General features: G+C 60.8%; 18 protein-coding genes. 12 read left to right on the top strand and 6 right to left on the bottom strand.

The features are described from left to right. Positions 1–15: 15 nt before the first annotated feature. Positions 16–942: a DUF3667 domain-containing protein gene (locus IEW00_RS12200; protein ID WP_229737007.1), complete on the top strand. Its 927-nt coding sequence runs from the start codon at positions 16–18 to the stop codon at positions 940–942. 3 nt (positions 943–945) lie between these two features. Here IEW00_RS12200 and IEW00_RS12195 read toward each other — a convergent pair whose 3' ends face one another. Then, a complete protein-coding gene (locus IEW00_RS12195) occupies positions 946–1,347 on the bottom strand; it encodes an acyl-CoA thioesterase (RefSeq protein ID WP_188514695.1) in 402 nt (133 codons plus the stop codon). Between the two features lie 218 nt (positions 1,348–1,565). Here IEW00_RS12195 and IEW00_RS12190 point away from each other — a divergent pair, with 218 nt between their 5' ends. Together IEW00_RS12190 and IEW00_RS12185 are read left to right on the top strand one after the other, a co-directional pair. After that, a complete protein-coding gene (locus IEW00_RS12190) occupies positions 1,566–4,424 on the top strand; it encodes a TonB-dependent receptor (protein WP_188514694.1) in 2,859 nt (952 codons plus the stop codon). A 5-nt stretch (positions 4,425–4,429) separates the two neighbouring features. Next, positions 4,430–5,842, top strand: a complete 1,413-nt coding sequence (locus IEW00_RS12185; RefSeq protein WP_188514922.1) for a purple acid phosphatase family protein — start codon at positions 4,430–4,432, stop codon at positions 5,840–5,842. Here the strand turns inward: IEW00_RS12185 and queF are convergent. Beyond that, the gene (gene queF, locus IEW00_RS12180; protein WP_188514693.1) at positions 5,839–6,297 is read right to left on the bottom strand and encodes a preQ(1) synthase; all 459 of its coding nucleotides are present in this window, start codon (positions 6,295–6,297) and stop codon (positions 5,839–5,841) included. The two genes, IEW00_RS12185 and queF, sit on opposite strands and share 4 nt — an antisense overlap. A gap of 138 nt (positions 6,298–6,435) precedes the next feature. Between queF and IEW00_RS12175 the strand changes: the two genes are divergently transcribed. From IEW00_RS12175 to IEW00_RS12165, 3 genes are all read left to right on the top strand, one after another. After that, positions 6,436–7,875: a hypothetical protein gene (locus IEW00_RS12175; RefSeq protein ID WP_229737041.1), complete on the top strand. Its 1,440-nt coding sequence runs from the start codon at positions 6,436–6,438 to the stop codon at positions 7,873–7,875. A 96-nt stretch (positions 7,876–7,971) separates the two neighbouring features. After that, a complete protein-coding gene (locus IEW00_RS12170; protein WP_188514691.1) occupies positions 7,972–9,495 on the top strand; it encodes a S10 family peptidase in 1,524 nt (507 codons plus the stop codon). Positions 9,496–9,563: 68 nt separating this feature from the next. After that, complete coding sequence (locus tag IEW00_RS12165) at positions 9,564–10,655, top strand: energy transducer TonB (RefSeq protein WP_188514690.1); 1,092 nt, start codon at positions 9,564–9,566, stop codon at positions 10,653–10,655. Between the two features lie 189 nt (positions 10,656–10,844). Here IEW00_RS12165 and IEW00_RS12160 read toward each other — a convergent pair whose 3' ends face one another. Next, on the bottom strand, positions 10,845–11,570 hold the full coding sequence (locus IEW00_RS12160) for an alternative oxidase (RefSeq protein WP_188514689.1): 726 nt from the start codon (positions 11,568–11,570) through the stop codon (positions 10,845–10,847). 380 nt (positions 11,571–11,950) lie between these two features. Here IEW00_RS12160 and IEW00_RS12155 point away from each other — a divergent pair, with 380 nt between their 5' ends. The 3 genes from IEW00_RS12155 to IEW00_RS12145 all read left to right on the top strand — a co-directional run bounded on the left by IEW00_RS12155 (position 11,951) and on the right by IEW00_RS12145 (position 13,672). After that, entirely contained in the window at positions 11,951–12,301 is a 351-nt protein-coding gene (locus IEW00_RS12155) for an ArsC family reductase (protein WP_188514688.1), read from the top strand. A 76-nt stretch (positions 12,302–12,377) separates the two neighbouring features. Next, positions 12,378–12,662 carry a DUF427 domain-containing protein gene (locus IEW00_RS12150; protein ID WP_188514687.1) on the top strand — a complete coding sequence of 95 codons (285 nt, stop codon included), beginning with the start codon at positions 12,378–12,380 and terminating at the stop codon, positions 12,660–12,662. After that, positions 12,659–13,672 (top strand): glycerophosphodiester phosphodiesterase, encoded by a 1,014-nt coding sequence (locus tag IEW00_RS12145; RefSeq protein ID WP_188514686.1) that lies wholly within the window; start codon positions 12,659–12,661, stop codon positions 13,670–13,672. The genes IEW00_RS12150 and IEW00_RS12145 overlap by 4 nt, the downstream gene beginning before the upstream one ends. 12 nt (positions 13,673–13,684) lie before the next feature. On the opposite strand, the gene IEW00_RS12140 is transcribed toward IEW00_RS12145, so the two are convergent. Then, positions 13,685–14,779, bottom strand: coding sequence for an endonuclease/exonuclease/phosphatase family protein (locus IEW00_RS12140; protein WP_188514685.1), 1,095 nt, complete (start codon positions 14,777–14,779; stop codon positions 13,685–13,687). Between the two features lie 167 nt (positions 14,780–14,946). Here IEW00_RS12140 and panB point away from each other — a divergent pair, with 167 nt between their 5' ends. After that, positions 14,947–15,819, top strand: a complete 873-nt coding sequence (gene panB / locus IEW00_RS12135) for a 3-methyl-2-oxobutanoate hydroxymethyltransferase (RefSeq protein ID WP_188514684.1) — start codon at positions 14,947–14,949, stop codon at positions 15,817–15,819. Positions 15,820–15,917: 98 nt separating this feature from the next. On the opposite strand, the gene IEW00_RS12130 is transcribed toward panB, so the two are convergent. Further along, positions 15,918–17,114: an acetyl-CoA C-acyltransferase gene (locus IEW00_RS12130; protein WP_188514683.1), complete on the bottom strand. Its 1,197-nt coding sequence runs from the start codon at positions 17,112–17,114 to the stop codon at positions 15,918–15,920. A gap of 165 nt (positions 17,115–17,279) precedes the next feature. On the opposite strand from IEW00_RS12130, the gene IEW00_RS12125 reads away from it, so the two are divergent. Further along, positions 17,280–18,044 (top strand): prepilin peptidase, encoded by a 765-nt coding sequence (locus IEW00_RS12125; protein ID WP_188514682.1) that lies wholly within the window; start codon positions 17,280–17,282, stop codon positions 18,042–18,044. A 25-nt stretch (positions 18,045–18,069) separates the two neighbouring features. On the opposite strand, the gene IEW00_RS12120 is transcribed toward IEW00_RS12125, so the two are convergent. Continuing rightward, positions 18,070–18,294 (bottom strand): hypothetical protein, encoded by a 225-nt coding sequence (locus IEW00_RS12120; RefSeq protein WP_188514681.1) that lies wholly within the window; start codon positions 18,292–18,294, stop codon positions 18,070–18,072. A 448-nt stretch (positions 18,295–18,742) separates the two neighbouring features. Here IEW00_RS12120 and IEW00_RS12115 point away from each other — a divergent pair, with 448 nt between their 5' ends. Further along, positions 18,743–20,890 carry a TonB-dependent receptor gene (locus IEW00_RS12115; RefSeq protein WP_188514680.1) on the top strand — a complete coding sequence of 716 codons (2,148 nt, stop codon included), beginning with the start codon at positions 18,743–18,745 and terminating at the stop codon, positions 20,888–20,890. Positions 20,891–20,970 lie beyond the last annotated feature (80 nt).

Raw genomic sequence — 20,970 nt, 5'->3', positions numbered from 1 at the left:
GACATTCTGCACGGGGTGCTGCACTTTGACGGCAAGTTCTGGAACACCCTGCCTTTGCTTGTCTGGAAGCCGGGCGAGCTGACCCGTCGCTACGTTCACGGTGAGCGCGCCAAGTTCATCAGCCCGATGGCGCTGTTCCTGTTCTCGATCTTCATGATGTTCGCCGTGTTCTCATACGTCGGCACACCCAACTTCACGGACGACCAGCCGGGCATGGTGGCAACCAATGGCATAAAGGTCACCGGTTGGCGCGAAGGCATGCAAGCCGAAATGGTTAAGCTGGAAGCGCAAATCGAGGAAAAAACCAAAGCATCGCAGGCACTCGGTGCGGACGATGCTGGCTCGGCGGCGCTTTCGGCAGAGTTGCAGGACCTCAAGGCGCAGGTCAACGGCCTGTCGATCGCAACTGAAGGCAAGGCGCGCTACCCTGAGCTTCTCGGGGGTAGCAGCGGTGAAGGGACCGGTCAGTTCGATCTTGCCGGCGACGTCGACACCGGCTGGAAGTCGTTTGACAAACTGGTCAACAAGATGGCCGCAAAAGCCAACAAGAACCCAGAGCTGCTGCTCTATAAGCTGCAATCGAACGGGTACAAGTTCGCTTGGTTGCTGATCCCGCTGTCAATCCCGTTCGTCTGGCTTGCCACGCTGGGCAAGCGCGGACACCGGTTTTATGACCACGCGGTGTTCACGACCTATTCAATCGCATTCATGTCGCTGCTGTTCATTGTCGTCACGCTGGCAAGCAAGTTCAATATCTTGCCGGGATTGATAACGACGGTAGCGATCTTTTATGCGCCCTTCCACATGTACCGCCAATTGCGTCATGCTTATGGCTCGTCGCGCATCGGTGCGGTATTCCGTCTGGTGCTCCTGCTGACCTGCACGATCTTCGTCGTGACCGCTTTCGTGATGGTCCTGATCAGCCTGGGACTGATCGGCTAACGGTCAGTTGCCGAAGAACCGCCGCGTGATATCCTCGGCCAGTCGCGCAGGCCGCAAGGTTTCGGCATTGAGACAGCACCAGCTCGATTTCACCTCGGCCAGCACATCCTCGCCGCGCCGGATGATCGTCTCATAAAAAGCACGCGCACCATGGACCTTTTCCAGCATGACCGTTGCGATCACCTGATCATCGAGAAACGCGGGCTTGCGATACGTGATCTCGTGCTTGAGCGCGACCCAAAGGTGCTCGGCTACGGCCTGGGGCGGAGCGATGTTTTGCCAGTGCGCCACCACTGCATCCTGCACCCATTTGAGATAATGGGCATTGTTCACATGCCCCATGAAATCGATCTCGGAAGGGTCGACGGAAATCGGATGATCGTGGCGAATGGCGTTTTGGGACATTGTTCGTAGATAGCTACGGTTTGGGAGGAGCGAAAGTACCCAGTTTATAAACATGCAGCGCTTATCGGACACATAGCGCTGATGGGGGGATGCTGTTGCTCCGCAGACACGTCGCAGTCCTGTTATCTGGATGTCACTTATTCGTCATCCACAGGCCCCTGAGATGTCACGCCCCAGCTTTAGCGGCGACGCCAACACAGTTTGCAAGGGGGCGTCTCATGATCACAGCATACCGCGCGGCCAGATCGGTCTCGTATCGCAGTCTCGCTTTGGCGCTCGCGCTTGGCGCTGCCAGTTTCGCGTCGCCGGCAATCGCCGGAGAAGTGACCGGAACCGTTACCGACATTGACGCTACCCGCGCCTTGCAGGCAGTTGATGTTCGCATCATCGAACTCAACCGCACCGCGACGACGAGCCGCGACGGGACGTTTCGATTCACCGATATTCCGGCAGGCACCTACACGCTGGAGGCGCGTTATGTCGGCGCACCATTGTTCACGACCAGCATTTCGGTCGATGAGACAGGCGTTATAGCGGTACCTGTTCGGTTGGGTGTTGCAGATGGCAACGATATTCTGGTGGTGGGCCAGGCGGCCAACCAGGCGAGCGCGCTGTCACGCCAACGTGCTGCAGATGGCGTCAGCAGCGTCCTGACGCGCGATGCCATCGGCCAATTTCCCGACCAGAATGTCGCCGAATCGCTGCGTCGCCTTCCTGGCCTCAACATCCTGAACGATCAGGGCGAAGGGCGCTTCGTCGCGGTGCGCGGTCTCGACCCCAATCTCAACTCGACGTCGATCAATGGTGTTCGCGTGCCCTCGCCCGATGGTGACAACCGTTCGGTTGCGCTTGATGTCATCTCCAGCGACATCATCGAATCGATCGAGGTCAAGAAATCACTGACGCCCGACATGGATGGCGACACCATCGGCGCTTCGATCGAGATCAACACCACCAGTGCATTCGATCGCAAGAAGGATCTGTTCTCGGTCAAGGCCGAAGGTAGCTACAACGATCTTGCCAATACGCTGACACCACGCCTGAGCCTCGATTTTTCCAAGAAAATTGGCGACGATTTCGGGGTTGCTGGTGGTATCTCTTACTATCAGCGCAAATTTGCGTCGGACAATATCGAGACCGGTGGCTGGGGCACATCGGACGACGGAATCGACTTTGCCGATGAAGTCGATTTCCGCGATTACGACGTCGAACGCAAACGCATCAGCGCCACGCTCAACTTCGATGCACGGCTGAGCGATGCGACCAAGCTCTACCTTCGCGGCCTTTACAGCCAGTTTGACGATCAGGAATTCCGCCGCCGCCTGGTGTTCGTGTTCGATGAAGCCCCGACCAGTGGTACGGCCAACACCGCGCTATTCGATGATGCCGATGGCAGGATCGAAGTCCGGCGCGACAACAAGGATCGTTTCGAGAGCCAGAAAATCCGCACGATATCGCTGGGCGGGGAAACCGAAACAGGGCCTTGGAAGTTCACCTATTCGGGCAGCTGGGCGAAATCCGGTGAGCGGGAGGATGGTTCGATTGACCCTGTCCGCTTCCGGTCGCGGTTTGAAGACGACGGCCTGAGTGTCAATTTCAACTATGCCGACGATATGATCCCGCGCTATGCGATTCCGACAGGACGCGGAGCGTTCACAAATCCGGCGCTTTATGAATTCAACCGGGCAGAAATTTCATCGCTGTTCGACGCGCAGGACGAGGAATTCACGCTGCGCGCTGATCTGGCGCACCGGTTTGGCCTGGCATCAGGAGAGTTCACCGTTCAGGCAGGCGCAAAGTCCCGCTGGCGTGAAAAGTTCCTCAATTACAATCTCGATTTCTATGACGGCTTCGATGGACCGGATCTGTTGCTGAGCGACTTTGTTGGCCCGCAAACCTATGGCCTCGCCGATATCTCCCCTGCGGTCGACAAGCGCCTTTTCTCGCGCTTCTTCCGCGACAACATTGGCCAGTTTGAACTGAATAGCCTTGAAAGCTCGTTCGGGTCATCGGTTGAAGATTTCATCGTCAACGAAGACGTGCTCGCGGGCTATCTGATGGGTCGCTACGACAGCGCGGACCTGCGCATCATCGGCGGTGTTCGCGTTGAGCGCACCAAGAATGACATTCGTGCCAGCCTGGTCGAGCTGGTTGAGGAAGGTGCCATCCGCGGCGGAGTCGAACTCGACGAAGACACCGTGTTCGTCACCCCCAACCGTTTCGAACGCAACTACACCAACTGGCTGCCCAGCCTGACCGTGCGGTATGAGCCCGCCCCCAATGTGGTACTGCGCGCCGGTGGCTTCCGCAGCCTCGTCCGCCCCAACCTCGCCGATCTGGCGCCGCGCTTTGTTGTCGAGGAAAACGATGGCAACGAGCGCCAGGGTGAATTCGGCAACCCCGCGCTTCAGCCCTATAAGGCCTGGAACCTCGACCTTTCAGCGGAATATTATTTCTCGCGCAACGGTGCGATTTCGGGCGGGTTCTTCTACAAGAACATTGAGGATTTCATCGTTTCGGCAACCTTCAACAACCCCGCGACGGACCCGTTTGGTGGTGTGATCAACGGGATTGCCTATGACGAGGCCAGCATCCCGCTGAATGGCGAAAGCGCAACCATCAAGGGCTTTGAATTCAGCTATCAGCAGGTGCTGGATTTCCTGCCCTCGCCGCTCGACGGCATTCTGGTCAACGTCAACTACACCTACACCGATGCCAAGAGCACGCTGTTCGACGGCCGAGAAATCACTTTGCCTGCGGCTTCGAAGAACACATTTAACCTCGTCCTCGGCTACGAAAAGGGCCCGATCAGCCTGCGCGCTGCCGGGACCTATCGCGATCGCTATCTCGATGAAATCGGCGGTGCTGCCGATGAAGACCGGATCGTCGATGAGCATTTCCAGATCGATCTGAGTGGTCGCGTCGAGGTGTTGCCGGGTGTTCGGGTGTTCGCAGAAGCCATCAACATCGGCGACCGGCCTTACTTCGCTTACCAGAACCTCAACAATCGCCGCCGCCTGCTGCAGTATGAAGAATATAGCTTCACACTGAAGTTCGGGATAAGCGCTGCCTTCTGATGACAATGATCTCCAAAACACTGACGCTCATGCTGGTGGCGACCTCGCTTGCCACCAGCAGTGCTGCCCTTGCGCAGCAGCCGGCCGCCATTCCACATTCCCCCGGCAAGCCCTATGCGGCCAAGGGCATTCCGGATCGTGTCGTTCTGACGCCGGGTGCCGACCCGTCCACCGCGATGGCAGTGGCGTGGCGTACCGATGTTCGCCAGGCCGACACAGTGGCAGAGCTTGCGCCTGCGGTGGATGGGCCGAGCATTGCGGCCTTCGCCAAGCCTGTGGCCGGGGCCTCACTGGACCTGACGACCGACAACGGCCCGTCGCGCTACCATCATGTGCGATTTGAGGGGCTGACGCCCGACACCGCCTATCTCTACCGCGTCAAGGGAGCAGAAGGCTGGAGCGAATGGCTGCAGTTCCGCACTGCCGCTGCCGAAGCCAAGCCCTTTACCTTCCTTTATTTCGGCGACACGCAGAATGGCATCCTGCCCATCGGTTCGCGTGTCATTCGCCAGGCATTTATGAACACAGCCGCTCCCGCGCTCGCGGTGCATGCCGGCGATCTCGTCGCCCAACGCGACGATCTGGTGCATGATGACGAATGGGGCGAGTGGACACAGGCAGGCGGCTATGCATTTGCCATGGTTCCGCAACTCCCCGCGACCGGCAACCATGAATATGTCGACGACATCAAGCCCGATGGCAGCGAACTGCGCCGCTTGGGCTCGCACTGGACTGCCAGCTTCGCGTTGCCCGGCAACGGCGCAACGGAAGCCAAATCAACGACATACTTCTCCGATTATCAGGGTGTGCGTTTCATCGTTCTGGATGGCACATCGGCAATCGATCTGGGCACGCTGGCGCAGCAAAGCCAGTGGCTCGATGCCACGTTGGCTGCGAGCAAGGCTGACTGGAATGTCGTCCTGTTCCACCAGCCGATCTTCACCTGCGCCCGGCCCAATGACACTGCCGAACTCAAGGCCGCATGGAAGCCGATATTCGAGAAGCACAATGTCGATCTCGTGCTCCAGGGCCATGATCATTGCTACAGTCGGCTGACTGCCGAACAGGGCGCCAGCGATGGGCGGGCCAAGCGTGCGTCAGGTGCAGCGCAGGGGCCGGTCTATCTCGTGTCGGTTGTTGGTAAGAAAATGTACGGCCTGAACGACCGCGCGATGATCCAGCCGGACAAGGTGGCCGAGGACACCGAACTGTATCAGGTGTTCAACGTCACGCCGCAGACCATCGGTTTTCGGGCGTTCACCGCATCGGGTAAGCTCTACGACAGCTTTGACCTGACCCGGACCTCGGATGGGAAGAAGCTGCTCGTGGAACAGACCGAAGGCCTCTTGCCATTGCGTGCCTGCAAGGGCGCGGTTGGACCCGATGGGGCGCCCTGCACAGCCTCTATCAAGGACTAGCCCCGTCCGCGATACCCCGGAACCTCCTGCGGTGGCAGCCAAAGCCCCGCAGGTGGTTCGTCCGATTGCCAGAACACATCGATCGGGATACCGCCACGCGGATACCAGTATCCGCCGATCCGCAGCCAGTGCGGCTGCATCTCGCTGAACAGCCGCTCGCCAATGCCCACGGTGCAGTCCTCGTGGAACGCCTGGTGGTTGCGAAAGCTGCCCAGGAATAGCTTTAGCGATTTGGATTCGACCATCACCTTATCGGGCGCGTAATCGATCACCAGATGCGCGAAATCGGGCTGGCCGGTGACTGGGCACAATGAGGTGAACTCTGGGACCGCAAAGCGCACCAGATAGGGTTTGTTAGGCCGGGGATTGGGGACATAATCCAGTGCCGCCTCTTCGGGCGAGGTCGGGATCGGGCTGTCTTTGCCCAGAAAGCGTGTTTGGGGTTGATCGGACATGCGCCTCATCTAATGCGACACACGGCTGATGTCATCTCCTGCAATGCATTCAGTGCCGATTAAGCGCGCGACCTGCGTTGCAAAGGGGTGGCCGAAGGTCGGACAGGTCGCACGAGCGATGGAAATGTTCGGGATACGATGGGCCAGAGTACGATGGGGACGATCAAGAGCATGCAGTCTTTGCAAAAACGGGATCGCAAGGCGGCCGCGGTGATCCTGACGCTGGCGCTGACGGGTACGTCGTTCGTGCCGATAGTTGCGAGCGCGCAGGATGAGACGCCCAGTGGATTTTCGCTTCCCGCAGGCACACCCCCGCCCCAGCAACCGCCCAGCGATGTTCAGGGGCCGGTCGATAGCGAGTCCACCCCGCCCCGCCGGACCGATCCGCCTGTCCAGAGCGCGCCGGCACCCTCGCTGCCCACTATCGCGCCGGTTCCGGTACCCACACTGCAGCAGCGCGAGGCCGTGCCTTTGCGCGAGCGCGCGCCGCCGCAGCCTGAACCCGCACCGACACAGCGTACCGCTCCCGAACCCGGCCCCGCGCCTCAGGATGACGCCGACGATACCGCGCCGCCCGTCGCCGAAGCACCGGTAACAGCACCACTGCCCGTTCCGGCCACGCCGTCATTCGAAGAAGACGCGCCTGCAGTCGAAACTGATACCGACGAAGGATCAGCCGACGGGTCGATCTGGTGGTGGCTCGCCGCCGGGCTGGTCGCGCTGATCAGCCTGATCGCCATGGCCTTGCGGCAACGGTCTGCGGGTCGGTCGCCCGTTGCAGGATCGCAAGCACCTGCGTCGGTTGTACCGACCGATACTGTCCCGACACCGCCGCTGCGCGCCCGGCCACCTGTAGCAGAACCGATTGCGCCAGCGCCAGTCGCACCCGTACCAGATGCACCGACAGCAACACCAGCACCGGTACCGGGAAATTCTGCCCAACCGTTCGGCACCATTCAGGCAACCGGATTGGCTTTCCGGCCGTCTCCTGCCCCCACCCCCGCTCCTGCTCCTGCTCCTGCTCCTGCTCCTGCCGCCGAGTCTACTACAGCACCTGCAATGCAATCCGGCCAACTCCCCCAACCTCCCCGGTTGCTGCTCGATTTCACGACGCTGGGTGTCGACGTGACCTTGGTCAACGCAGTTGCCCGGTATCACCTCGCGATCACCAACATGTCGGACATTCCGCTGAGCGATATCGTGCTGCACGGCGCGGTGGTTCAGGCGCGGCGCGGGATGCCACCGACAATCGATCCACTTCTTGGCGACAGTACCCTGCCACTGCTCCAGAGCGTGGGCGACATCGCACCCGATGGCACTCGGCGCTGCGAAGGGCAGATCCGTCTGCCGCTCGAGCAGATCGAACCGATCGAGATGAAGGGAAGGATGCTGTTCGTGCCCGTCGTGCACATCTGGATCGGCTATACCGGCCCCGACGGCACCCGCTATGCCGTCACCCAGTCGTTCGTCGTCGGCGAAGAAAGCTCGCCGCCGGGTCCGCGTGTCGGACCGTTACGGCTGGACCTCGGCCCCCGCCGGTTCACCGAGGTCGGCCAGCGTCCGCTGCAGCCGGCCTGATCGTTGGTTCCTCTGCGTGCGCGGCTTGCCAAGCCACCGTAACCCGTGCCAAGCTGCAGATAGTATACGGAATTTCGAAACGAGAGGGTTTCCATGATGCGCGGCTTGATTGGTTCTGCGGCGATGGCGCTGTGCCTGAGTTCTGTTCCCTTGCTGGCGCAGGATAACGCAAAGGGCGGTGCCCCGGACAGCGACAAGGCCGCTCCCGTGCGTGCCGAGCCCATTGTTTCGGTAACCCGGCATTCGGGTACGTTCGGGGGTCAACGGGTTGCCTATACCGCAACTGCAAGCGACACCTTCCTCAAGGATGACAAGGGTACGCCGCGCGCCCGCATCTTCTCGGTCAGCTACATCAAGGATACCCCCGAAGCGAACCGCCCGGTGACGTTCCTGTTCAACGGCGGCCCGGGATCGGGGTCGCTGTGGCTGCACATGGGCGCGTTCGGCCCCAAGCGCGTGGCAATCCCCAATGATGGCCGCGATGATGGCGCGCCCCCCTATCGCATCGTCGACAACGCCGACAGCCTGCTCGATACCACCGATATCGTGTTTATCGATCCCGTCGGCACGGCTTTTTCGACCGCGATGGGCGACACCGATCCCAAGGAATTCTGGGGCGTCACTAAGGACGCCAAATCGATCGCCGAGTTCATCCGCATCTGGCTGTCGCAGAACAACCGCTGGAACGCGCCAAAATATCTCGGCGGAGAAAGCTATGGCACCACCCGCACTGCCGCCGTGGTCAATGAACTGGAAGGCACGTACAACGACGTCGCATTCAACGGCCTTCTGCTGATCTCGACCATTCTCGATTTCGGCGCACAGGCCGAGGTTCCCGGCAACGAGATGCCCTATGTGCTGATGGTCCCCAGCATGGCGGTGACCGCGCTGTATCATGGCAAGACCACGCCTGCAGCGGCCGGCGGCGGCGCTGCCGAACTGGCAGCGGAAGCCAAGCTTTTCGCGACCAACGAGTATCTGCCCGCCTTGATGAAGGGCACCGCGCTGGTCGATGAAGAACGTGCCGCGATCCGCTCCAAGCTCGCCCGTTATACCGGGCTCAGCGAGCAGTACCTCGAAAGCGCCGATCTGCGGGTGACCCCGGGGCGTTACTACAAGGAACTGCTGCGCGATCGCGGGCTGGTCGTTGGACGCCTTGATGCGCGCTACACCGGCAAGGATTTCGATAACGCAGGCGAAACGCCGGACAACGATCCCAGCTTCTATGGCATCGATGCAAGCTATACCGCCGCGTTCAACGCGTATGTACGGCAGGATCTCAAGTTCAACCCCGAGCGGCAATATGTCACCATTGGCGGTGTGCGCGAGTGGGACTGGGATCTCCCCGGCAGAGGCGGCGACAACCGCTATTACAAGAACGTCGCGCCCTATATCGGCCGCGCGTTGCGTGAGAACAGCGGTCTTCGCGTGCTCGTCGCGCAGGGCTGGTATGATTTTGCCACGCCGTTCTTTGGCGCGGAATATTCGCTGACCCGCACCGGCATACCCACCGACCGCATCGAATATACCAGCTATGACGCCGGTCACATGATGTACGTCAACGAGACCGACCTCACCAAATTGTCCCGCGATATCCGAAGCTTCATCAGTAGAAGGTGAGACGAACGGAGACTGTGAGGTTTTTTTCCGCCTTATAAATGCAATGGTTTCAAGGCATACTCATGGTCATGATCAAAACCGTTGTTGGGGCACTGCTCGTGTCATTCGCTTCTGTGGCTTCTCCCCCGCCGGTGATCGCGGTGAATACGCCCCCGGTCGCAACCGGACGGACGTTCATCGCCTGGTTGCCCGGTGAGGTGCGCTGCGACCGGTCCATCGTGGTCCCCGAATTTCTGGAGCGGCCACTGACTGTGCTGGGCTGGAACAACACCGCCCAAACCGGCTCGGTGACCTATGTATTCGATATTGACTCGAGCGGCCGGACGATGAGCATCCGCAAGCTTGCCAAGGACGTCCGCGCCATTGGATCGGACGACATTGCCCCTGCACTGGCAGCGAGCCGATTTACTGCGGGTCAGGCGCGTACCAGCTGCACGATTGCCTTTACCCCTCGCCAGTCAAGCCTCGACGCCACGTCGGTGGCGGACCTGACAGCCTATTCGGTAAACACGATTTCCGGGCCATTGCCGAAAGAAGCGTGGGAGCGAATCTATTCGCAAGGCGATTGCCGCGACGACCGCGCGCTGGGGCTTCGGGCGCGTGTATTCCCAAACTTCAAGGCGATTCCCGCGACCCCCGGCGTGCGAGAATGGTCGATGGTGGGGTTCGATATCGCAGATGGCGGGAAGACGGCGAACATCGAGACACTGGGCGGCACCGGCAATGCAGCCCTAGACGGCGCGAGCCGGGAAGCCGTTGCCAAGACGCGTTATTACAAAGGTGGGCGCAAGGGGTGCCGCTTCCCCTATTGGCGCAGCCCCGCCACCCTGCCCGCTCCGCCGGTCGCGGATGAAGCCCAGTTCCGTCCCGCTGGCGCAACCTGCCCTTCACAGCACGAATGGGCCGTCCAACCCACGCTGCGGTTCCCGGAACCCTATCGCCGACGCGCCATCGAAGGTTGGGCGATCGTGACCTATGATGTCGCGCCGTGGGGAGAGGTCGCGAACGTCCAGGTCGCCGCCAGCCAGCCGACCGAAGACTTCGGCGCGCAGGCTGCCATCGTCGTAAGAGGCGGCAAGGCTGTGACCACGCAAGGCTTTGTTGGGTGCGTCGAGCGGGTCAAGTTTGTGATGGGTTCGAACCGGCTCGATAACGATTGAGCACCTATTCGGCTTGCCATCCCCAACCGTACGTATCCGGCCCAGGTCGCCAAGCCCCTAACGGACCTCGAAATGGCGGCTTTCAATCTCTGCTATCGGATCCCTGGATCTCTGAGATTGGGTGGAAAGGCGAATGGCGGCTTTGATCCTTGTCTGGCCACGCCGTCACCGACCGGCGGCCGCAACCTGCTACGCCTTCAAGCGGACGTCATCCGCATGCGCCGGATAGGGCGCGGTCTTGCCCGTGTCGAACGGCTTGCCGCCTAGCTTGCTGGCAAAGCCGTGATTGACGTCACGGTGGTGCGCCTCGTCCGCTCGGACCAGCACTACGACATCGCGCAACGTCGCATCATCTGCCATCTTCCAGTAATGCTTGGCAATCGCTGGCGCAGGAACATTGGGCGAGCGGCCTTCGTCGATCTCCTGCAGGTAGAGCGTATAGCTGATCACCGCTTCTTCCTCGAAATACCCCACGACGCGGTGAGCGGTGCGTGACGAGACCAGATAAAGGATCGAGAACAGCGCAAGGAAGACCCATTGCGCCATCAGGATGACCAGCCGCTCGAACAGCGTCGGCTTGGCGACCTCGATAAAGGTCATCAAGTGCATGCGCTCATTTTCCGCCTCTTCCATCAGGGTGCGGATCCAGCCCTCATCATCTTTCATGCGGCGCAAGCTGGTGAGATGGGTGAACATTGCCCCGACCATGCCGGGTACGGCGGCGACGGTCTCGAGAACAATGGCACGGTGCCCATAGCGCTTGGCGAAGAAAGTGTCAGCCGTGAAGCGCAGCAGCTTGGTAAAACCAAGCGCGAACTGGTCCGAAAAGCCATCCGGGGCATGATGGATCACCGGCTGCGCATTGTGTTCGTCAATCAATGCCTGCTTATCGGGAGTGAGGATGGAATTGACCATTGTCGGTCCTTTCAGGACGCGCGGGGACGATATCTGCGCAATGCAGACAACGAAGGTTTCGTTGAGCGGGGAAATGCCTGATCAATCGCGTAATATGCCCGCAGCTCTAGCGGCAGCAACATGATGGCCTTGGGCAATAGGTGGTGGGGCAGGCCCCGATTGCAAGACGAAAAAAGCGTTTTGCGACCAACGAAGCGCGCAAGTGGTCTTTGATTAGCAGTCGCTGACGCAATCCATTCCAGCACAACAGGAACGTCGGTTCCGGGGTCGCTTACGGAAAGGCTGCTTTTTGACGATAGCGTGAAAAGCTGTCATCTACGCCGCTTGCGCAATACTCGATGATGCCTGTCGGGCATCATCCAAAATCTACAAGGAAATCAATGACAAAGATCACAATCAACGGCATCCCCAACTGCGACACGATGAAGAAGGCGCGCACGTGGCTTGATGCTCGGGGGATGGAGCACGCGTTCCACGATTACAAGAAGGCGGGCATATCGGCAGACAGGCTGAACGCTTGGGCAGATGTCGTCGGCTGGGAAGTGCTGCTCAACAAGGCGGGCACGACCTTCCGCAAACTGGCCGATGCCGACAAGGCCGACATCACTCGCGACAAGGCAATCGCGCTGATGGTCGAGCAGCCTGCGCTAATCAAGCGCCCGGTGCTCGAATATCCCGGCGGCGTACTGGTCGGGTTCAAGCCTGAGGTTTATGCGGACGCGCTTGGTTGATCAATCGGTCTTCGCCGCTGTCATATCGCTGTCGCCGTCCCCATCTAAAGCAGACCACTGACAGGAGAGATACCCCATGCCCAAGGCCATCTGGAACGGCACCGTAATCGCCGAAAGCAACGACACCGTCATCGTCGAGCGCAACCATTATTTCCCGCGTGACAGCGTGCGCGCCGACCTGCTCACGCCCAGTGCCACGACAAGCGTCTGCCCCTGGAAGGGAACGGCGTCGTATTATTCGATCGAAGTCGACGGGAAGACCAACGCCGATGCGGTGTGGTATTATCCTGAGCCCAAGGATGCCGCTAAGGAGATCAAGGATCGCATGGCGTTCTGGAAGGGTGTTGAGGTCACCGCATGATTCTCGCCGGAATTGTGCTGCTGGCCAGCACCGCCAGCCCGCTCGTCATCGCGCATCGCGGAGCCAGTGGAGAGCGGCCCGAGCATACGCTGGAAGCGTATTCTCATGCGATCGACCAAGGCGCGGATTATATCGAGCCCGACCTGGTGAGCACCAAGGACGGCGTGCTGGTGGCGCGGCACGAGAACGAGATTTCAGAAACCACCGATGTCGCCAGCCATCCCGAATTCGCTGACCGCAAGACCACCAAACAGATAGACGGCCAAAGCCTCACCGGGTGGTTTACCGAAGATTTCACCCTCGCCGAACTCAAGACCTTGCGCGCGAAGGAGCGCCTGCCGCTGCTGCGCAAGGCCAACATGGCCTATGACGGCCAGTATCAGGTACCAACGCTGAGCGAGGTCATCGCGCTGGTGCAAAAGCGCCAAAGCGAAACCGGGCGCACGATCGGCCTGTATCCCGAAACCAAGCATCCCAGCTATTTCCGCTCGATCGGCTTGCCGATCGAGGAACCGCTGGTGAAGATGCTGGCGGCGGCGGGCTATGACGATGGCGACGATGCGGTGTTCATCCAGAGCTTCGAGGTCGAGAATCTCAAGCGGTTGCGCGGGATGACCCGGCTGCCACTGGTACAGTTGATGGCTGGATCCTATGGCCCACCCGACCTGCCCGGCGTCACTTATGCTGCGATGAGTACGCCAAAGGGCCTTGCCGATGTTGCGCAATATGCCAACGCAATCGGCGCGGAAAAAGCGATGGTGATACCCCGTGATTCGACCGGCGATCTGGGTCAGCCGACTACCCTGGTCAGCAACGCGCATGCTGCGGGGCTCAAGGTCCATGTCTGGACATTCCGGCGGGAGAACTACTTCCTGCCGCAGAACCTGCGCGACGGCGCCGATCCGACCGCACCGGGCCATATCGCTGCCGAGATCGCAGCCTACCGCGCCGCCGGCATCGACGGCTATTTCACCGACAATATCACCGAGGGCGTTGCCGCTGCAAAGTAATCAGGCCGCAAATCAAGGCGGAGGCGGCGAACCGCCGGACGCGGTCCCCTCATCGCGCGCGGCCTGTTTTCCGTCACGAATGGATTCCTTCATATCCTGATGATCTGACGCATCGGGCGCTTGGGGCGCTTCGTTGAGAACCTTGGCGGCGCGCGGCGCAAGGCACACCTCGGCAATGACCGGAAGATGGTCAGACCCCACATTCTCAAGCACCTTCATATCGACCAGCGTGAAATCGGGCGACATGAAGATATGATCGAGCGGCCAGCGCAAACCCGGAAGGTTGGCGGGGAATGTCGCATACAGGCCGCGCCCGATCCGTGGATCGAGATAACCGCCGATCCGCTTGAACATCTGCGACGTACGCGACCAGGCGACATCGTTAAAGTCACCCATTGCCAGCACGGGCAGCTTGGTTTCCTTGGCGTAGCGCGCTGCGATCGCGATCTCGCCATCGCGTTTTTCGGTATCCTCGCCAGGCTGCGGCGGGCGTGGATGCAGGCCGATATAGCGGAACCGGGCCCCGCCCTCGGTCTGCATCGTCGCGAACACCGATGGCGTTTCATTGTCGATCAGCCAGGTGATTTCCGCATCTTCAACGGGCAACCGCGACAGCAGGATCAATCCGTAAAGGTTGCCAAGCGGTGCCGACAATCGATGGGGATAGCGATCGATGACCGGCTTGAGCGCGGTCTCCCACGGCTCATCGGTTTCGAGCAGCAGCACGATATCGGGGTCTTCGCGATCAAGCAGCTTTAGAGTCCGAGCGTAATCGCGGTTGGTCTGCAAAACGTTGAACGAGAACGCCGTGATGCAGTTCTCGCGCTTGATCACCGCCTGGGCGATCTCGGTCTTGGCGAGCGTGGTGTAAGGATAGATGCGGAAACCCTGCCAGCCGATCACCAGCACCATCGCCAGCACGACCAGTGCGCGCGCCCATCCGGCCAGAACCGGAACCGCAAGCACCAATGCCAGTGCCGCAACAAGCATAAGCGCGACACGCGGAAAATCCCACATGCGGATGTACCATCGATAGCTGGTCAGCAAACTCAGCGTGGTGCCTGTCGCAGCCAGCGCGGCCAGCGTAAATACGAGGATCCGCAGCATCCAGAATCATATCCGTTGTTAAGGAATTATCGCCGCCCTTGTCGCGCGCTGGGGCACAATAGGCAAGCGCGGGTTGGCCACAGGTCGGGCCAGCGGCAATGCCCAGCTGCGGCAGGTGCGATCCGTTGTGTTTGCACACAGCAGTCTGCACCGCTACACCCGTCGCCATGTCCACAACGTATACACTCGATACATCGACCAGCCGCGCGAACCCGACGCCTGCTCCCATGAAACGCCTGACCGTGCCTGCGATCCAGCGGCGCAAGGTCGATGGCGCGACCGCAAAGCCGGTGGTGATGCTGACTGCTTACACCGCGCGGATGGCGCAGCTGCTCGATCCGCATTGCGACATGCTGCTGGTCGGCGATTCGCTGGGCCAGGTGATCTACGGCCTGCCCAGCACGGTGCCGGTTACGCTCGAGATGATGGCAGCGCATGGCGCAGCGGTGGTTCGCGGCAGCTATCACAGCATCGTTGTCATCGACATGCCGTTTGGCAGCTATGAAGCCTCGCCCGAACAGGCGTTTGCCAGCGCAGCACGACTGCTCAAGGAAACCGGCGCGGCCGCGGTCAAGCTGGAAGGCGGCGCAGCGATGGCGCCGACCGTCAGGTTCCTGACCGAGCGCGGCATTCCGGTGGTCGGTCATGTCGGGCTCACCCCGCAGGCGATCAACATCCTGGGCAGCTATGCCGCGCGCGGCCGTTCGGGCGCCGAAGCCGACAAGATCGTCAGCGATGCAGTTGCACTTGACCAGGCAGGCGCGTTTGCCGTTGTCGTAGAAGGCGTCGTCGAACCGATCGCGATCGCGGTGACCGAGGCTGTATCTGCCATCGTTATCGGCATCGGCGCATCCGCGCAGTGCGATGGCCAGGTGCTGGTGACCGAGGACATGCTGGGTCTGTTCGAGCGCACCGCGCGGTTCGTGAAGAAGTACGAGAACCTGGCAGGCGTGATCGAAACCGCAGTGAAGAGCTACTCCGCCGAGGTTTCAGCTCGAAGCTTTCCGAGCGCCGACCAGACCTACGCGCCCAAGGACTGATTTTCCCATTCTCTGGCGAAAGCCGGAGCCCAGGAGTCGGTTAGCACTGCAGTTGCTCTGTTCTCCGGCTTTCGCCGGAGAACAGTGTGTCGATCAGATCAAATCAGCTCAAGCGCTACCGCCGTCGCTTCGCCGCCGCCGATGCAGAGCGATGCCACGCCGCGCGTGCCGCCATGTGTCTGCAATGCCGAAATCAGCGTCGCGATGATCCTCGCCCCACTCGCGCCGATGGGATGACCCAACGCGGTCGCGCCGCCATGGACGTTCACCTTGTCGTGTGGAATGCCGAGGTCGCGCATCGCGATCATCGAGACACATGCGAACGCCTCGTTGACCTCGAACAGATCGACGTCATCGACGCTCCAGCCAGCCTTCTCCATCGCCTTGCGGCTAGCATCAACAGGCGCGGTGGTGAACTTGGCCGGCGCATGCGCGTGTGCAGCATGGGCAACGATCCGCGCGACCGGCTTGAGCCCCAGCCGATCGGCCACGCTCTGCCGGGTCAGCACCAGGGCGGCCGCGCCGTCCGAGATCGACGAGGCGTTGGCCGCAGTGATCGTTCCGTCCTTGGCGAAAGCAGGCTTCAAAGTGGGAATCTTGCTTGCATCACCCTTGAGCGGCTGTTCGTCCTTGTCGATGGTGACAGTGCCTTTGCGACCGGCGATCTCCACCGCGACGATTTCCCGGTCGAACGCGCCCGAGGTCTGCGCGTGCTGCGCACGGGTGAGCGATGTCACCGCGTAATCGTCCTGTGCTTCGCGGGTGAACTGATATTCGCCAGCGGTCTCCTCGGCAAAGCTGCCCATCGCGCGGCCTGGCTCGTACGCGTCCTCGAGTCCGTCCAGGAACATGTGATCCATAACCCGATCATGGCCGAGCCGCGCCCCGCCGCGATGTTTGGTGAGCAGATAAGGCGCGTTGGTCATGCTCTCCATGCCGCCAGCGATCAGCAGATCGACCGATCCCGATGCGAGGGCCTCGGCCCCCATGATCGCAGCCTGCATGCCGCTGCCGCACATCTTGTTAACCGTGGTTGCCTCGACCGACATCGGCAGCCCGGCTTTCAACGCCGCCTGTCGCGCGGGTGCCTGGCCAAGACCTGCGGGCAGAACGCAGCCCATATAGATCCGCTCGATCGCATCCCCTGATACGCCGGCGCGTTCGACCGCTGCCTTGACCGCAGTCGCCCCCAGATCGGTCGCGCTCGCGCCAGACAGGCTGCCCTGAAAGCTTCCCATCGGGGTGCGCGCGTACGACACGATAACAACGGGATCGGAGGCGGAAAATGCGGTCATGACTTTTGGTCCTCAAACGGGTTTCAGGTTACCGCCAGCCCTAGAGCAACCGGCAGGGCAATTCAAATGTCCCGCAAACCTTGCGCAAAAGCGCTTTCCACGCAGGTGCACAGGCCGCTAAGGCGCTGGTCGCGTCCCTGCCCCCGGAACAAGGCCCGTTCACCGATGCTTGCGCCACTGCTGCACCATCCTGTCATCGGACCATTCGCCGCAGCGGTATTGGGCGCGATCCTTGGCAGCTTCATTGCGGCACTGGCGAGCCGCTGGCCACAGGACCGCTCGGTGATGACCGGGCGTTCACAGTGCGATGCTTGCGGCGTGGTTCTGCGCCCATGGCAACTGGTGCCGGTCTTTTCGCATCTGGCCTTGCGGGGGCGATGTGCCAGTTGTCGTGCGCCCATAGGGCCTGACAGTCTGATCATCGAATTGATTGCAGCTGCGATCGGCGCAATCGCGTTGGCACTGCATCCGGGTTGGACGGGAGTTGCAATTGCAACTTTCGGCTGGCTGCTGCTGCCATTGGCATGGCTCGACCTCAAGCACTTTTGGCTACCGCATGCGTTGACCGCGACTTTGGTCGCGGGCGGGATGATGACCGGCCTTACGGGGCTAGGCCCGGACTGGACCAGCCGCCTGATCGGTGCTGGCGCAGGCTTTGGGTTGTTGGGGGTTATAGCCTTTGCTTATCGGCAGTGCCGGGGACGCGAGGGGCTGGGCGGAGGCGATCCGCTGCTGCTGGGTGCGATCGGGCTTTGGCTGGGATGGCAGATGTTGCCGCTGGTTCTGATGATCGCCAGCGGTACCGGCCTCGCCATCGCGCTCGTCCTGCAACAGAACGGTACAAAACTCAGCGGTGCGACCCGCTTTCCGTTGGGCACGCTGATGGCTGCGGCGGCTTGGCCGGTCGCTCTGTTTTATCCGTTTGCCTGACACGCGAACCGGTCAGGCTAGGCAATCAGCCGCGACGGGCAGCCTTGCGCAACCGGGGCGCGAAAAAATTCCGACCGGCTTTTGATACGGCAAAAGTGATGCTGACCAGCAATGTCAGAAAGCCGAGGCCAATGATCAGCCCGGTGGACGCACCGATCGCAAGCAGGATCAGCATCACGCCAACGAAAGGTGCGGCGATCAACCCAAACAGGCCGGCGACAACGAGGGTGGATTGAAGCGCATTGAACATGACGGGGAACTTTCGGTGATGCTGCGGTCGAGCAGATATCGAACGACACAATAGCCAAGCCGATGATGTTTATTGGCAGATTTTCGAGCCTTTGAACAGCAGTTTCAGCCGATCGCGCGTGCGCAAATCGGATGAACGACCGCCTCAGTATCCGCTCCCGTGTAAGGATCGCCCAATACCGCGACGTCATTTTCCACGATTGTTCGGATCAGCCAAGCAGACCAATGCAGTGCCACAGAACTGGATCGGCAGCCCGCGCAATCTGCCCCCGCCGCACTGTGCTTTGGCGGCGGTATATTTATATTGATATAACATCACACAGATGGTAGCTGGCCAGATCAGTCGCCAGGACCGGGGCCAGAGAGTTCGATCTGCCCGCGCCCAACCGCCATCAGGCATGGGCGGCTGTACGTGAAAAAAAACAAATCAACGGGAGCATCCACCGATCATGCGCAGCACATTTCTGCTCATTTCCTCTTCGCTTTGCCTCAGCGCTGCGGCGCTGGCACCTTTGCCTGCATTGGCGCAACAGACAGTCACCAACGCCGAGCGTGCCGACCAGGACGATGATGATTTCCATCGCAACCGCGGGATCATCGTTACTGCACCGTTCGTGCGCGATCTCAGCATTCTGGCGGGAACGTCTGAACTGAGCGGTGATGACCTTTCGCGCGAGGCGCGCTCGCAGATCGGCGATGCGCTGACCAAGCTGCCCGGCGTATCGGCAACCAGCTTCTCCCCTGGCGCATCGCGTCCGGTGCTCCGCGGCTTCCAGGGGGAACGCATCCGCGTGCTGACCGACGGCATCGGAACGATCGATGTATCGAACACCTCACCCGATCATGGCGTCACGGTCGAGCCGATCATCCTTGATCGCGTTGAAGTTTTGCGCGGCCCTGCAGTCCTTCTGTTCGGCGGACAGGCCGTGGGCGGTGCGGTTAACGCGATCGACAAGCGCATCCCGCGCGAAGTACCCGAAGAGCCGTTCCATCTCGATGCACTCGCTACTTATGGTTCGGCAGCCGATGAACGCAGCATCGGTGCAAGCCTTGACGTACCGCTGACCTCGAAGCTCGTGCTGCACCTTGACGGCAGCTACCGCAAGTCGAACGACCTGCGCGTCGGCGGCTTCGTGCTTTCGCCTGCCTTGCGCGCCGAGCAGCTCGAAGAAGCCGCAGAAGAGCGCGAAGAGGGCAACATCGGGGAAGCCGAGGAGGCCGAAGAACTCGCCGGTCTGCGCGGCCGCATTCCTAATACCGGCACCGAAACCTACAGCTTTGCTGGCGGCCTGGCCTATATCGGCGAAGGCGGCAGTTTCGGCATTTCAGGCAGCTACTATAACAGCCTCTACGGTGTACCCGAGCGCCCCGGCGCAGGCCATCATCATGGCGAAGAAGGCGAGGAAGAAGCCGGCGGCGAGGAAGAGGAAGGTCCGGTCACCATCGGACTCGACCAGATTAAGGTCGATTTCCGCGGTGAAGTCTTCCTCCCCGGCTTCTTTGAGGCACTCCGCCTGCGCGCAGCCTATGCCGATTTCAAGCAGACTGAATTTGAGGGCGACGAAGTCGGCACCGTGTTCAGCAACCAGGGCATTGAATCTCGGCTTGAGCTCGTTCAGCGTGACCGCGGCGGATGGCGCGGTGCCAGCGGGGTGCAATATGTTCATCGCGATTTCAGCGCGGTTGGTGCCGAAGCGTTCCTGCCGCCCAACGTCACCGACCAGATCGGCTTCTTCACGCTGCAGGAAGTGCGAAGCGGCAATTTCGAGGTCGAAGGCGCAGCGCGCTACGACAAGGTCAACGTCAAGTCACAGTCGCTCGGTGTTGAGCGGGACTTCAACTCCTATTCCTTCGCGCTGGGGTTTGCGTATATCGCCGATGACCGGTTGCGCGTGGGCGTCAACCTGAACCGAGCACAGCGCGCGCCGGCTGCCGAGGAGCTGTTTTCAAACGGCGCGCATATCGCGACGCAGGCATTCGAGATCGGAAACCCCGACTTCACCACCGAAAAGAGCTGGGGTGGGGAAGCGTATATCCGCTGGTCGACCCCTGACGTGAGCCTTTCGCTCACTGGCTTCTACAACGATTTCGATGATTTCATTGTCGACGTACCGACCGGGCTGGAAGAAGATGATCTTCCGGTGTTTCAGTATATTCAGAACGATGCGAAATATTATGGCTTCGAGGCCGAAGCGTCGGTTATCTTTGCAAGGGCGGGCGACTTCCGTTTCCGCGCGAACGGTGTCGCCGATTACGTGCGTGCATCGCTCGACGGATTGGGTCCCGTCCCCCGCATTCCGCCGCTGCGGCTGCTGGGTGGCCTCGCCGCCGAGAGCGACACAGTAGCGCTCCGCGCTGAAGTCGAATGGTTTGACGAACAGGCGCGCAACGCCAATTTCGAAACCGAGACCGACGGCTTTACCTTGGTCAATGCTAGCGCGTCCTGGAAGCCCCTGGGACCTGGTCGGGGGGTGACGCTGATCGCATCTGCGAACAATATCTTCGATGTTGTCGGACGCCGTGCGGCAAGCTTCACCAAGGACTTCGCACCACTTGCAGGTCGCGATTTCCGCATCTCAGCAAAGTTCAGCTTCTGAGCTTTCGATCCGCATACCCCGTTCTCCGGCGAAAGCCCGAGAGCGGGGGCGGTATTGGTCCCTGAAAGTTCAACATCGTC

Origin of the sequence: Blastomonas aquatica, from assembly GCF_014639875.1 — a bacterium.
Classification (GTDB): Bacteria; Pseudomonadota; Alphaproteobacteria; order Sphingomonadales; family Sphingomonadaceae; genus Blastomonas; species Blastomonas aquatica.
Note: the sequence above shows the minus strand (reverse complement) of the source record. Positions and strands in the feature narration are given on the sequence as shown.